Here is a 14,154-nt window from a genome sequence, read left to right on the forward strand (position 1 = left end):
GGCGTGTCAGGGGGAATTGAGCGCGTTGCGGACCGCCATCGAAGGGCGCCGCAAGGGGACAGAGGGGATCGCAGACGGTGTCTGCCTTTGGAGGATATAACGGCCAAGCCTACTCGCCCGCGGGCGAGAAGGGCCGCTTTGTCCTTCCGCCCGAGTTCCGCAAGGCCGTGAAGGAAAGCTCCGGCGGCAACCGCACCCTGTGCCTCGGCGTCCACGACAAGTTCGATTGCCTGATGGGCTTCGGCCTGTCGCGCATCGACCTGCTCAACGCCCGGCTTGACCGCGAGGAGGCCCTCGCCATCGAGCGCAAGGACTACGGCTTCGACCGCGACGTGCGCGCGGCGCAGCTGTTCGGCTTTTCGCAGCTGCCCTTCGACGACAGCGGCCGCTTCGTCATGCCCGAGCACCTGCGCGATCTCGGCAAGGTGGGCGACGGGCTCTATTTCCACGGCGCGGGCGACTTCTTCTTCGTCTGGAACCCCGAGGAACTTGCGCGGCTCGGCCCCGAATGGCGCGGCGCGCAGGCCGCCTGCGCCAAGCTGATCGCAAGCGCGAGGAAGGCGGCATGAGCGCCCCGGCCCCTCACATTCCCGTGCTGCTGGACGAAGTCGTCGCCGCGCTCGCCCCGCGCGAGGGCCAGACCATCGTCGATGCGACCTTCGGCGCGGGCGGCTACACCACGGCGCTGCTCGAAGCGGGCGCGACCGTCCACGCCTTCGACCGCGATCCCGACGCCATTGCGGCGGGGCAGGCGCTGGTGGCGCGCTTCGACGGCCGCCTCGCCCTCCACGCCGCGCGCTTTTCGGCGATGCGCAGCGAACTCGCCGCCATCGGCATCGCCAGCGTCGATGCGGTGGTGATGGATATCGGCGTCTCCTCGATGCAGCTCGACCAGGGCGGGCGGGGATTTGCCTTCATGCACGACGGCCCGCTCGACATGCGCATGAGCCAGGCGGGCGAGAGCGCGGCGGATTTCCTCAACACCGCCGACGAGGAAGCCATCGCCGACGTGCTCTACCGCTACGGCGAGGAGCGCCAGTCGCGCCGCGTCGCCCGGGCGATCGTCGCCGCACGGCCGCTGGCGACCACCGGCGAACTCGCCCGCGTGGTGCGCCGCGCGCTGGGCCACAAGCCGCACGACAAGAAGGACCCGGCCACCCGCACCTTCCAGGCCGTGCGCATCCACGTGAACGACGAGCTGGGCGAGCTCGAAGCCGGGCTCGCCGCCGCCGAGGCGCTGCTGACCGAGGGCGGGGTGCTCGCCGTGGTCAGCTTCCACAGCCTCGAGGACCGGATCGTCAAGCAGTTCCTCAAGGGTGCCTCCGGCGCGGGCCGCGCGGTCTCGCGCCACCTTCCTGGGGAAATCCCGGGGCCACCCCCCACCTTCGCGCAGGTTTCCAAGGCTATACGTCCCACGGAGGCCGAAATCGCCCGCAACCCGCGCGCCCGTTCATCCACCTTGCGCCATGCCACCCGCACCGGCGCGCCGCCCAGGAGCCTAGCCGCATGATGAACAGCTCACAGGCCCGTTCGCTGGGTTGGGCCGCCGTGCTCGCCACCTGCCTTGCCGCGGTGGTGGTGCTCAGCTTCAAGGTGCACGCGGTCAAGAGCGAGGTGCTGCTCGCCGAACGCCAGTTGATCGCGCTCCAGCGCGAGACGATGCTGCTCGAAACCGAGTTCCAGACCCGCGCCAGCCAGCGCCAGCTGGCCGAGTGGAATGCGGTCGAGTTCGGCTACCAGGCCCCGCGCGCCGGCCAGTTCCTCGACGGCGAGCGCCAGCTCGCGAGCCTTGGCGAGATGCGCGGCCCCGATGCGCCCGCGCCGATCCGCCTTGCGCGGGCCGATGCCGCCGAGACCGCCGCAGGTGCCCCTGCCGCCGAGGCGCCGATGCGCTCGCCGGTTTCGGGTGCGACAGTGACGCTCGCCTCGGCAGAGGCCGAGAAGGATGCAGGCGCGGTCTTCACCCAGGCCTTCGGCGATTTCCTGATCGAGGCCTCCCCGATCCGCCCCGCCCGGGCCGAAACGCCGCGCGTCGGCAAGGCTGCGGCGAGCGCGCAGGGAAGCGGCGAATGACCGTGCTGGCAGCCCGCGCTGCCCACCTTTCTCCTGCCTCGCACACGGCCATGCCGGCCATCCCCGCAGGGCGCCTTCCCGGCACGGGCCTGCGCGCGCAGATGCTCTGGGCCGCGCGCTTCCGCGTGCTGTGGCTGCTCGCCGGATTCGTCGGCATCGCGCTGATCGCGCTGGTGCGGATCGTCTCGCTCGGGTTCGGCGGGCAGGCGCCCGAACGCACCAGCCTCGCCGAGGCGATGGTGCCCCCGCGCGGCGAGATCACCGATCGCAACGGCGCCTCGCTGGCGCGCGCCTTCCCGGCCTATGCCCTGTGGTTCGACCCCAAGGCGATGGGCGACAGCGGTTCGCCGCTGGTGCGCTCGCCGCAGGAAGTCGCGGGCGCCCTGAAGGCGATCTTCCCCGATATCGACGAGGCGCGCATGGCCCGCCGCCTCGCCTCGGGCAAGGCCGGCTACCTGCGCCGCCGCCTGCTGCCCGAGGAAGCCAACCGCGTCTTCGCGCTGGGCGAGATCGCGCTCGAGATTCCGCGCGAGACCGACCGCTACTACCCGCAGGGCACGCTCGCCGCGCACGTGCTGGGCTATGTGGTCGAGGAGAAGGGCGGTCAGATCGGCATGGAGCAGGTGCTCGAGCAGCGCCTCGCCCACCCCGACACGCGCACCCAGCCGGTCGCGCTGTCGGTCGACGTCAGGGTGCAGGGCGCGCTCGAGGACGAGCTGCGCAAGGGGATGCTCGCCACCAACGCGATCGGCGCGGCGGGGATCGTGCTCGATGTCGACACCGGCGAGGTGATGGCGCTCGCGAGCCTGCCCGAGTTCGACCCCAACACCGCGGGCGCCGCCGGGGCGATCAACGTCTTCAACCGCGCCACCAACGGGGTCTACGAGCTGGGCTCGACCTTCAAGCCGCTGAGCATCGCCGCCGCGATCGATGCGGGCGTTGTGCGCGATCTCGGCAAGGCGTGGGATGCGACCCCCGTCTCGGTCGGGCGGCGCACGATCAAGGACCTTAAGCCCAAGGGCGCCACGCTCAACGTGCCGCAGGCGCTGGTCTATTCCTCCAACACCGTCACCGCCCGCGTCGCCGATGCGCTGGGGCCGGAACGTCTGCGGCGCACCATGATTGATCTGGGCATGGACCGCCGCCCCTTCATCGAACTGCCCGCGCGCGGCAAGCCGCTGTGGCCGCAGGGCGACTGGAGCCGCGTCACCAACATGACGGTGAGCTACGGCCACGGCCTCGCGGTGACCCCGCTGCACCTCGCCTCGGCCTATGCGGCGATGGTCAACGGCGGGATCTGGCGCCCGGCGACGCTGATGAAGCTCGCGCCTGCCGACGTGCCCCGCGGGCGGCGGGTGTTCAAGGAATCGACCTCGTCGCGGATGCGCCAGATGCTGCGCATGATCTCGCTCTACGGCACCGGCAAGCAGGCCGACGCGCCGGGCTACCGCGTCGGCGGCAAGACCGGTTCGGCCGAGAAGGCGGGCGTGGGCGGCTACAACAAGACCGCGCTGGTCTCCTCCTTCGCCGCCGCCTTCCCGCTCGATGCGCCGCGCTATGTCGTGGTGATCGTGCTCGACGAGCCCAAGGGCACCGTCGCCAGCTCCTTCCAGCGCACCGCCGGCTACACCGCCGCGCCGGTCGTGGGCAAGCTGGTGCCGCGGATCGGCCCGATGCTCGGCGTCCAGCCCGACGATGCGCGCGATGTCGACATCTCGGACCTGCGCTACCTGGTGGACAAGCACTGATGCGGCTGGCCGAGCTTCTGGCACAGGCGGGGCTGCCGCAGGAGGACGCGGGCGAGGCGGTCGTGACCGGCTTCGCCATCGACCACCGCAAGGTCGCCCCCGGAACCATATTCGGCGCCTTCCAGGGCGCCACCGTCAATGGCGAGGACTTCATCCGCCCCGCCATCGCAGCGGGCGCGATTGCCGTCGTGGCCCGTCCTGAAGCCCGCGTCGAAGGTGCGCTGCACATCATCGACGTCACCCCCCGACGCGCCTTTGCGCGCCTCGCCGCGGGCTTTTTTTCTCCCTACCCCGCCACCATCGCCGCGGTGACGGGGACCAACGGCAAGACCTCCACCGTCGAGATGACGCGCCAGATCTGGCGCATGGCGGGCGAACGCGCGGCGAGCATCGGGACGCTTGGCGTCACTACCCCCGACGGAAGCGTCTCCACGGGCCTCACCACCCCCGACATCGTCACTTTCCTCGCCAACATGGCCGGGCTGGCGCGCGAGGGCGTGACCCATGTCGCCTACGAGGCATCGAGCCACGGGCTCGACCAGTATCGCGGCGAGGGGCCGACCGTCTCGGCATCCGCATTCACCAATTTCAGCCGCGACCATCTCGACTATCACGGCACGATGGAGGCCTATTTCGCGGCCAAGATGCGGCTCTTCACCGAAGTCGTCGCGCCCGGCAGCCCGGCGGTGATCCATGATGCGGGCGATGGCTCGGAGTGGACCGCGAAGGCGATCGCACAGGGCCAGGCGCGGGGCCTCCGTGTGATGACCGTGGGCGAGGGCGGACACTTCCTCAAGCTGATCGCCCGCGAACCCGGGCAGTTGGGGCAGCTTCTTCACATCGAGCATGAAGGCGCGACCCGCAAGGTCAACCTTCCGCTGATCGGGGCCTACCAGGCCGCCAACGCGCTGGTCGCGGCGGGGCTGGCTCTGGCGACGGGCGTTTCCGCCTCTGCCACGTTCGACGCGCTCACCCGGCTCCAGCCGGTGCGCGGGCGGCTGGAGCGCGCGGCGCTCAATGCCGCCGGCGCGCCCGCCTATGTCGACTATGCCCACACCCCCGACGCGCTCGAGGCTGCCATCGCCGCGCTGCGCCCGCACGTGGCAGAGGGTGGCAAGCTGATCGTGGTGTTCGGCGCAGGCGGTGATCGCGACGCCGGCAAGCGCCCCGAGATGGGCGCCGTCGCCGCGCGCGCGGCGGACCTTGCCATCGTCACCGACGACAACCCCCGCTCCGAGGACCCCGCCGCCATCCGCGCCGCGATCCTTGCCGGGGCGGGCGGCAATACCCGCGAAATCGGGGACCGGCGCGAGGCCATCGCTGCCGCAATCGGGGAAGCCGGGGCGCGGGACATTGTGCTGATCGCGGGGAAAGGCCACGAGCAGGGCCAGATTTTCGGAGCAGGAGACCAGATGCGGATCGAAGCTTTCGACGATGTCGAAGTGGCGCGCGAATGCGCCGGGGGGCGGTGCTAGATGAACGCGCCGATGGCCCACCCGATGCTCCACGCATGGCCCGTCACGTCGGCCGACGCGCTCCCGCTGGCGCTCTGGACCGCCGCCGAAATCGAGGCGGCGACCGGCGGCATCGCCAGCCACGATTTCCAGGCAAGCGGGGTCGAGATGGACTCGCGCGACGTGAAATCGGGCGATGTTTTCATCGCCTTGAAGGGCGAGGCGATGGACGGCCACAGGTTCATCCCCCAAGCTTTTGAAAAGGGGGCAGTCGCCGCGATCGTCGATCGTCCCGTCGATTTCCCGCACGTTCTGGTCAAGGACACGACAGAGGCGCTCCACGCGCTCGCCCATGCGGCCCGCGACCGTGCCATTGAGGCGGTGCGGATCGGGATCACTGGATCGGTCGGCAAGACGGGGATGAAGGAAGCGATCTTCGCCTGCCTCGACCGCGCCAGCAGGGGCGCGGCGCACCGGTCCGTGCGCAGCTACAACAACCATGTCGGCGTGCCGCTTTCGCTGGCGCGGATGCCCGCCCGCGCGAAGTTCGGCGTGTTCGAGATGGGCATGAACCACGCGGGCGAGATCGCGCCGCTTTCGGCCCACGCCCGTCCGCACGTGGCGCTCATCACCACCATCGCACCGGCGCATATCGAGAACCTCGGCAGCCTCGAGGCGATTGCCGACGAAAAGTCGCAGATTTTCACCGGCCTCGTTCCGGGCGGGGTGGCGATCATCCCGGCGGACAGCGAATGGGCCGGGCGGATGATCGGCCATGCCCGCGCCTGCGGGGCGCAGGTCGTGACCTTCGGGCGCGCCGCCAATGCCGACGTGCGGCTGCTCGACGCGATTCCGGCGGCGGGGGGCGGTTCGCTCGTCACCGCCGACCTCGGCGACCGGCGCATCTGCTACACCATCGCCGAACCGGGCGAGCACTGGATCGTCAATTCGCTGGGCGTCATGGCTGCCGTTCGTGCCGCCGGGGGCGATCTTGCCAGCGCGGGCCTCGCGCTGGCCGAGATGGGCGGCCTCAAGGGCCGCGGCGCGCGTCACACCATTCCGGCCGCGGGCGGCACCGCCTTGCTGATCGACGAGAGCTACAACGCCAACCCCGCCTCGATGCGCGCGACCCTGAAGGCGCTCGCCCAGACGCCCGCCGTCCGCCGCCTCGCGGTGCTGGGCAGCATGAAGGAACTGGGCGACTTCGCCGATGCCTTCCACCGCCAGCTTGCCGAACCGATAGCCGAGGCCGGGCTCGCCCACGCGATCCTCGTCGGGCCGGAGATGGCCGCGCTCGCCGAGGAACTGGGGAAAGGTGCGGGCGGCTCGCTTGGCAAGGCTCTCACCTTCGCCCATTGCGAAGGGCCTGCCGAGGCGATTGCGGCGCTCGCGGCATTCGGCCTCGCAAACGGGGATGCGGTGCTGGTCAAGGGGTCCAACTCGGTCGGGCTCGGCAGGCTGGTGTCACACCTTACCGACAACGCCCGCGCCTGAGGCGGGCACCGAAGCTCAGGCCCCAAGGTCAGGGCCGCAGAGGACGATTGAATGCTCTACCTGCTTGCCGAGTGGCTTGGCTTCGAAGGCATCCTCAATCTGGTGCGCTACCAGAGCTTCCGTGCGGGCGCGACGCTGATGACCGCGCTGGTGATCGGCCTCCTGATCGGCGAACGCTTCATCAACTTCCTGCGCGTGCGGCAGGGCAAAGGCCAGCCGATCCGCTTGGACGGCCCGCAGTCGCACCTCGCCAAGCGCGGCACGCCGACGATGGGCGGGCTGATGATCCTCGTCGCCCTGTCGCTCTCGCTGCTCCTGTGGATGGACCTCACCAGCCCCTTCGTCTGGGCGTGCTTTGCGGTGACTATCGGCTTCGGGGTGATCGGTTTCCTCGACGATTACGACAAGGTCGCCAAGAACAGCCATGCGGGCGTTCCGGCGCGGGTGCGGCTGCTCGCCGAGTTCGTGGTGGCGGGCGTGGCATCGTGGCTGATCGTCAGCCAGATCAACACCAACCTCTACCTGCCCTTCCTCACCGGCGTGAGCATCCCGCTGGGGCCGGCCTATTACGTCTTCGCCGCCTTCGTGATCGTGGGCGCGGGGAATGCGGTGAACCTGACCGACGGGCTCGACGGTCTTGCGATCATGCCGGTGATCATTGCCGCAGGCACCTTCGCGATCATCGCCTATCTGGTGGGTCGGGTCGATTTCAGCACCTATCTCGGCATCCCGCACGTGCCGGGCGCGGGGGAGCTGGCGATCTTCTGCGCGGCGATCATGGGGGCGGGGCTCGCCTTCCTGTGGTTCAACGCGCCCCCTGCGGCGGTGTTCATGGGCGACACCGGCTCGCTGGCTCTGGGCGGCGCCCTCGGCGCGATCGCGGTCGCCTCGCACCACGAGGTCGTGCTCGGCATCGTCGGCGGGCTGTTCGTGCTCGAAGCCGTCAGCGTGATCGTGCAGGTGTTCTGGTTCAAGCGCACCGGCAAGCGCGTCTTCAGGATGGCGCCGATCCACCACCATTTCGAGCAGCTCGGCTGGAGCGAGAGCAAGGTCGTGATCCGGTTCTGGATCATCGCCATCGTGCTCGCGCTGATCGGGCTGTCGACGCTGAAACTCAGGTAGGGGAGGGGCGGCCGGCGTGATCACCTCTCCCGCCTTCAAGGGAAAGCGTTTCGCGGTGCTCGGCCTCGCCCGTTCGGGCGCGGCGGCGGCCGAGGCGCTGCTCGCGAGCGGCGCAGAGGTGATCGCCTGGGACCGCCAGCCCCATGCGCGCGAGCCCTTCGAGGGGCGCTGCCGGCTGATCGACCCGCTGGAGCTCGACCTCACCGGCTTTGCGGGCGTGGTGGTCTCGCCCGGCGTGCCGCTCAACTCGCACCCGATCGGCCCGCACACCTGGCAATACGGCCTGCCCGTCATCGGCGACATCGAGCTCTTCGCGATGGCCCGCGCCAGCCTGCCGCCGCACCGCGTGGTCGGGATCACCGGCACCAACGGCAAGTCGACCACCACCGCGCTGGTCCACCATATCCTGCGCGAAGCGGGCGTGCCGACCGTGATGGGCGGCAACATCGGCGATCCGGTCCTCGGGCAGGATCCGCTCCCCGAGGGCGGGGTCTATGTGCTGGAACTCTCCAGCTTCCAGATCGACCTCACCTTCACCCTCGATTGCGACGTCGCTGCGCTCACCAACATCACCCCCGACCATCTCGACCGCTATGCGAGCTTCGAGGCCTATGCCGCGGCCAAGGAACGGCTGTTCCAGATGCAGCAGACGGGCACGGCGATCATCTGCGACGAGGACGAACCCACCACCGCCATCGCCGAGGGGCTGGAGACCGCGGGCAAGCCGCTGGTGCGGGTGAAGACCGCCGATCTCGAAACGGCGGGGCTGGCGGAAGGGCGCTCGCCCTCGCTGGCGGGCCCGCACAATGCCCAGAACGCCGCGGTCGCCGCCGCGATCTGCCGCCAGCTTGGACTGACGGACGCGCAGATCGCCGCCGGGCTCGCCTCCTATCGCGGCCTGCCGCACCGCATGGAGCGGGTCTGCGAGGTCGAGGGCGTCACCTACATCAACGACAGCAAGGCGACCAACGCCGCCTCCGCCGCCCCCGCGCTCGCCGCCTTCCCGCCCGATCCGGCGATCAACGGAGGCAGCCCCCGCATCCACTGGATCGTCGGCGGGTTGCCCAAGGAAGACGGGCTCGGGGCCTGCGCCGACCATCTCGCCAACATCGCCGCCGCCTACACCGTGGGCGAGGCCGGGCCGATGTTCGCCGATCTGCTCGAAGGGCAGGTCAGGGTCGAACGCTGCGAGCTCATCAGCGAGGCGGTGCGCCGCGCCGTCGAGGCCGCGCGCCCGGGCGAGATCGTGCTGCTCTCGCCAGCCTGCGCCTCATACGACCAGTTCCGCGACTACGAGAAGCGCGGGCACCACTTCCGCCAGATGGTCGGCGCGATCACCGGCTGCGACACCTGCCTCGATGATGCGTCGGCGCGGAGCATCCTGCCGTGACCGCCCCGGTCTACACCCCCGTCGCCCGCGGCCCCGGGAACTTCCTCCCGCCCGTGCCGGTGCAGCGCCGCTGGCGCGACGCCCTGCGCATCTGGTGGCGCGAGATCGACAAGGTGCTGCTGCTGCTGATCGGGCTGCTGATGGCGATCGGTATCGTCGCGGTTGCCGCCGCCTCGCCCGCGAGCGCGGACATGCTCTCGACCGCCACCAAGCGGGTGCCCGACTTCATGTTCTTCAACCGCCACATCGTCTTCCAGCTGATGGGCCTCGCGCTGATGATCGGTCTCAGCTTCCTCAGCCGCGACCAGGCGCGCCGGCTCGGCATCCTCGTGGGTGCGGTGATGCTGGCGCTGCTGTTCGTGGTGCCGGTGATCGGCGAGGAGAAGAACGGCGCGCGGCGCTGGATCAATGTCGGCATGAGCCTGCAACCCTCGGAATTCCTCAAGCCCGGCTTCGCGATCATCTGCGCCTGGGTGCTGAGCTGGCGGCTGCGCGATCCGGGGCTACCGGTGATCTGGTACGTGAGCGGTCTGATGGGCCTGATCGCGGCGCTGCTGATGCTCCAGCCCAATCTCGGCGATGCGATCCTGTTCGGCGGGATATGGCTGGTGATGGTGCTGCTGGCGGGGATGCCGTGGCAGCGCCTCGCCGCGCTGGGCGGCATCGGCGCGGGCGGGCTGATCCTCGCCTACCTGTTCTACGACAACGCCCGCCACCGCATCGACGGGTTCCTCGGCGGGGGCACGGCCTTCGACCAGGTCGACCTTGCCCAGCGCACCATCACCGCGGGCGGGTGGACGGGGACCGGCCTGTGGCTCGGCACCCGCAAGATGAACCTGCCCGAGGCCCACACCGACTACATCTTCTCGGTGATCGGCGAGGAGTTCGGGCTGGTGATGTGCGCGGGCGTGGTGCTCGTCTATTGCGCGCTGGTGCTGCGCGCGCTGGTGCGGCTGACGGGCGAGGACAACCTCTTCGCCCTGCTGGCGGGCGCAGGGCTGATCACCCAGTTCGGCGGACAGGCCTTCATCAACATCCTCGTCAACCTCAAGCTGTTCCCCTCCAAGGGCATGACCTTGCCGCTGATCTCCTACGGCGGTTCATCGACACTGGCGGTGTGCTTCACGCTTGGGCTATTGCTGGCGATCACCCGGCGCAATCCGTTCCTCGCCCGCGAGGGCGGCGGCTTGCGCGAGCTGATCGAACGCAAGGAAACGCCCGCATGACGAGCCCGACCCCGACCGGCGCTTCCCGCCATTACGTGCTGGCCGCAGGCGGCACAGGCGGGCACCTGATCCCCGCCTTCGCCCTCGCCGCCGAACTGCACCAGCGCGGCCACCATGTCGCTCTCATCACCGACGAGCGCGGGGCGGCGATTCCGGGCAAGCCCGACTTCCTGCCCGCCCATGTCCTGCCCGCCGGGCGCTTCGGCAAGAACCCGCTCGGCTGGCCTGCGGGCGTGAGCGCGGTGCTCGAGGGCCGGGCGATGGCGCTGCGGCTGTTCGAGAGCTTCCAGCCCTCCGCCGTCGTCGGCTTCGGCGGCTATCCCGCGCTCCCCGCGCTGCTCGCCGCCACGGCCGCCAAGCTGCCGAGCATCGTCCACGAACAGAACGCGGTGCTGGGCCGCGTCAACCGCCTGCTGGCGGGCCGGGTCGATGCCATCGCCACCTCCTACGAGAGCGTCGACCGGCTCAAGCCCAAGCACGCGGGCAAGGTCCACCTCGTCGGCAACCCGGTGCGCGCCGAGGTGCTGGCCCTGCGCGAACAGGATTTCCCCGCCTTCACCGACGAAAGCCTGCTGCGCATCCTCGTCACCGGCGGATCGCAGGGGGCGCGGGTGCTTTCGGAAGTGGTGCCCGATGGCCTCGCCATGCTCCCCCCTGCGCTGCGCCAGCGCCTCCAGATCACCCAGCAATGCCGGGCCGAAGACCTCGAGGCGGTGCGCAAACGCTATGCCGAGCACGACATTCCCGCCGAACTCGGCACCTATTTCGAGGACATGCACGAACGGCTGGCGGACGCGCACCTGTTCATCGGCCGCGCGGGCGCGTCGACCATCGCGGAACTGACGGCGGTGGGCCGCCCGGCGATCCTGATCCCGCTCCCCATCGCGACCGACGATCACCAGGCCGCCAACACCCGCGAGATGGTGAAGGCGGGCGGGGCGCGGATGATCCGGCAGGAATCCTTCCAGCCCAAGGAGCTCGCCAAGCAGATCCAGGTCATGGCGATGAACCCGCAGAGCCTCGCCAACGCCGCGCACTGCGCCTTCAACTGCGGGCGGCCCGATGCGGCGAAGGACCTCGCCGACCTCGTGGAAAGCATGAGCGGGATCGACCTGATGGACGTGATCCGCGTCGGCGAGGCGGCGCCCCGCGCCGCCCAAGCCGCTGTCCGGCCCCAGCCCTCGACCAGCAAGGCCGCAAAGGAGCGCGCGGACACATGAAGGGTGTGGGCACCGATATCGGCATCATCCATTTCGTCGGCATCGGCGGGATCGGCATGTCGGGCATCGCCGAGGTGATGCACAACCTCGGTTACCGGGTGCAGGGCAGCGACATCGCCGAAGGGGCGAGCGTCGAGCGGCTGCGCGCGCGCGGCATCACCGTGCATGTCGGGCACCGGGCAGAGAACGTCGAAGGCGTGGCGGTGGTCGTCACCTCCACTGCCGTGCGCCGCACCAACCCCGAGGTCGCCGCCGCTCTGGAAGCCCGCATCCCCGTGGTGCGCCGCGCGGAGATGCTCGCCGAACTGATGCGCCTCAAGTCCACCGTCGCGGTGGCGGGCACCCACGGCAAGACCACCACGACGAGCATGATCGCGACCCTGCTCGATGCGGGCGGGATCGACCCGACCGTGATCAACGGCGGCATCATCGAGCAATATGGCTCCAACGCCCGCCTCGGCGATTCCGACTGGATGGTGGTCGAGGCCGACGAGAGCGACGGGAGCTTCCTGCGACTGGACGGCACCATCGCGGTCGTCACCAACATCGATCCCGAACACCTCGACCACTACGGCGACTTCGACGGGGTGAAGCGCGCCTTCGTCGAGTTCATCCACAACGTGCCCTTCTATGGGGCAGCGGTGCTGTGCGTCGATCATCCGGTGGTGCAGGCGGTGATCGGCGAGGTGCGCGACCGCAAGGTGGTGACCTACGGCTTCTCGCTGCAGGCCGATATCTGCGGGGTCAATGTCCGCAGCATCGACGGGGGCAACAGCTTCGACGTGATCGTGCGCCAGCGGGGTCTCGAGGACCGCCGGATCGAGGGCGTGCACCTGCCCATGCCGGGCCGCCACAACGTCCAGAACGCGCTCGCCGCCATCGCGGTCGCGATCGAGATGGGCTGTTCGGACGAGGTGATCCGCACCGGCTTTGCCCGTTTCGGCGGGGTGCGGCGGCGGTTCACCAGGGTCGGGTCCGTCGAGCTGGCGGGCGGCAATGTCACCGTGATCGACGACTATGCCCACCACCCGGTCGAAATCCGCGCCGTGCTCGCCGCCGCGCGCGAGGCGGTGGGCGAGGGTGGCCGCGTGATCGCGGTCGCCCAGCCGCACCGCTATTCGCGCCTCGGCGACCTGATGGACGATTTCCAGTCCTGCTTCGATCTGGCCGACATCGCCTATGTCGCCCCGGTCTATCCCGCGGGCGAGGAGCCGATCCCGGGGGTCGACCATACGGCGCTGGTCGCCGGGATGAAGGCCCGCGGCCACCGCGCCGCGCGCGAGATCGCGGGGGCCGAGGCGCTGGCCGAGGTGCTCGCGGGCGAAGTGGCGGCGGGCGACCTCGTCGTGTGCCTCGGCGCGGGCGACATCACCAAGTGGGCCGCAGGGCTGGCTCCGGCGATCACGGCAAAGCGGGGTGTTGCTGCGTGAACCAGCCCGGCGACACCTATATCTACGGCACCGGCATGGCCCCGACCTGCGCGGTCGAGGGCGCGGTCGGCACGCTCATTCCGCTCGAGGGCATCCGCGGCAAGCTCACGAACAAGGCCCCGCTCGCGCCCTATACCTGGTTCAAGACCGGCGGGCCGGCCGACTGGCTGTTCGAGCCTGCCGACATGGAAGACCTCAAGACCTTCCTCGAGAGGCTCGACGGCGAGATCCCCGTTATGGCGCTCGGCCTCGGCTCGAACATGATCGTGCGCGACGGCGGGGTGCCGGGCGTGGTGGTGCGGCTCGGCAAGGCCTTTGCGGGCGTGCAGCACACGGGCGCGATGGAACTGACCTGCGGCGGCGGGGCGAGCGGTATTCTGGTTGCCTCGACCGCGCGCGACCTCGGCATTGCGGGGCTCGAATTCCTGCGCGGCATCCCCGGCACGGTCGGCGGCTTCGTGCGCATGAACGGCGGGGCCTATGGACGCGAGGTGGCCGACGTGCTGATCGATTGCGCGGTGATCCTGCACGACGGCAGCTTCATCACCCTGAACGCCGAGGAACTCGACTATTCCTACCGCCACTCGGCCCTGCCCGAGGGGGCGATCGTGGTCTCCGCGCGCTTCCGCGGGCATCCGGGCGATCCCGCCGCCATCGGCGCCGAGATGGACCGCATCGCCGCCGCGCGCGAGGCTTCGCAGCCGCTGCGCACCAAGACGGGCGGTTCGACCTTCAAGAACCCCGAGGGCCACAAGGCTTGGGAACTGGTCGACCGCGCCGGCTGCCGCGGCATGACGCTGGGCGGCGCACAGGTCAGCGAGAAGCATACCAACTTCCTCATCAACACCGGCACCGCCACCAGCGCCGACATCGAGGGCCTCGGCGAGATGGTGCGCGACAAGGTCTACGCCGCGACCGGCGTGAGCCTCGAATGGGAAATCCAGCGGGTGGGGCGGCCGTGATGCATAAAGCACCACACCCGTTCGCCTCGAGCGCA

At 70.0% G+C, this 14,154-nt stretch carries 12 protein-coding genes; all 12 read left to right on the forward strand.

Annotation, left to right across the window (positions count from 1 at the left end; translation table 11 throughout):
- Positions 1 to 77 precede the first annotated feature (77 nt).
- The 12 genes from CBR61_RS06510 to murB are packed head-to-tail and all read left to right on the forward strand — an operon-like array spanning position 78 to position 14,119.
- Entirely contained in the window at positions 78 to 569 is a 492-nt protein-coding gene (locus tag CBR61_RS06510) for a division/cell wall cluster transcriptional repressor MraZ (protein WP_088913633.1), read from the forward strand.
- Positions 566 to 1,510, forward strand: a complete 945-nt coding sequence (rsmH, locus tag CBR61_RS06515; protein ID WP_088913634.1) for a 16S rRNA (cytosine(1402)-N(4))-methyltransferase RsmH — start codon at positions 566 to 568, stop codon at positions 1,508 to 1,510. The genes CBR61_RS06510 and rsmH overlap by 4 nt, the downstream gene beginning before the upstream one ends.
- Positions 1,507 to 2,073, forward strand: coding sequence for a hypothetical protein (locus CBR61_RS06520; RefSeq protein WP_088913635.1), 567 nt, complete (start codon positions 1,507 to 1,509; stop codon positions 2,071 to 2,073). Before rsmH ends, CBR61_RS06520 begins: the two co-directional genes overlap by 4 nt.
- Positions 2,070 to 3,821, forward strand: coding sequence for a peptidoglycan D,D-transpeptidase FtsI family protein (locus tag CBR61_RS06525; RefSeq protein ID WP_233996896.1), 1,752 nt, complete (start codon positions 2,070 to 2,072; stop codon positions 3,819 to 3,821). The genes CBR61_RS06520 and CBR61_RS06525 overlap by 4 nt, the downstream gene beginning before the upstream one ends.
- Positions 3,821 to 5,296 (forward strand): UDP-N-acetylmuramoyl-L-alanyl-D-glutamate--2,6-diaminopimelate ligase, encoded by a 1,476-nt coding sequence (locus CBR61_RS06530; protein WP_088913637.1) that lies wholly within the window; start codon positions 3,821 to 3,823, stop codon positions 5,294 to 5,296. The genes CBR61_RS06525 and CBR61_RS06530 overlap by 1 nt, the downstream gene beginning before the upstream one ends.
- A complete protein-coding gene (locus CBR61_RS06535; protein WP_088913638.1) occupies positions 5,297 to 6,769 on the forward strand; it encodes a UDP-N-acetylmuramoyl-tripeptide--D-alanyl-D-alanine ligase in 1,473 nt (490 codons plus the stop codon).
- Between the two features lie 51 nt (positions 6,770 to 6,820).
- Positions 6,821 to 7,891: a phospho-N-acetylmuramoyl-pentapeptide-transferase gene (mraY, locus tag CBR61_RS06540; RefSeq protein WP_088913639.1), complete on the forward strand. Its 1,071-nt coding sequence runs from the start codon at positions 6,821 to 6,823 to the stop codon at positions 7,889 to 7,891.
- Positions 7,892 to 7,907: 16 nt separating this feature from the next.
- A complete protein-coding gene (gene murD / locus CBR61_RS06545) occupies positions 7,908 to 9,281 on the forward strand; it encodes a UDP-N-acetylmuramoyl-L-alanine--D-glutamate ligase (protein ID WP_088913640.1) in 1,374 nt (457 codons plus the stop codon).
- Positions 9,278 to 10,507, forward strand: a complete 1,230-nt coding sequence (locus CBR61_RS06550; RefSeq protein ID WP_157696520.1) for an FtsW/RodA/SpoVE family cell cycle protein — start codon at positions 9,278 to 9,280, stop codon at positions 10,505 to 10,507. The genes murD and CBR61_RS06550 overlap by 4 nt, the downstream gene beginning before the upstream one ends.
- Complete coding sequence (gene murG / locus CBR61_RS06555) at positions 10,504 to 11,727, forward strand: undecaprenyldiphospho-muramoylpentapeptide beta-N-acetylglucosaminyltransferase (RefSeq protein ID WP_088913641.1); 1,224 nt, start codon at positions 10,504 to 10,506, stop codon at positions 11,725 to 11,727. The genes CBR61_RS06550 and murG overlap by 4 nt, the downstream gene beginning before the upstream one ends.
- On the forward strand, positions 11,724 to 13,157 hold the full coding sequence (murC, locus tag CBR61_RS06560) for a UDP-N-acetylmuramate--L-alanine ligase (protein WP_088913642.1): 1,434 nt from the start codon (positions 11,724 to 11,726) through the stop codon (positions 13,155 to 13,157). Before murG ends, murC begins: the two co-directional genes overlap by 4 nt.
- A 35-nt stretch (positions 13,158 to 13,192) precedes the next feature.
- Entirely contained in the window at positions 13,193 to 14,119 is a 927-nt protein-coding gene (gene murB / locus CBR61_RS06565; RefSeq protein WP_088915497.1) for a UDP-N-acetylmuramate dehydrogenase, read from the forward strand.
- Positions 14,120 to 14,154: the final 35 nt, after the last annotated feature.

Origin of the sequence: Porphyrobacter sp. CACIAM 03H1 (assembly GCF_002215495.1) — a bacterium.
Taxonomy (GTDB): domain Bacteria; phylum Pseudomonadota; class Alphaproteobacteria; order Sphingomonadales; family Sphingomonadaceae; genus Erythrobacter.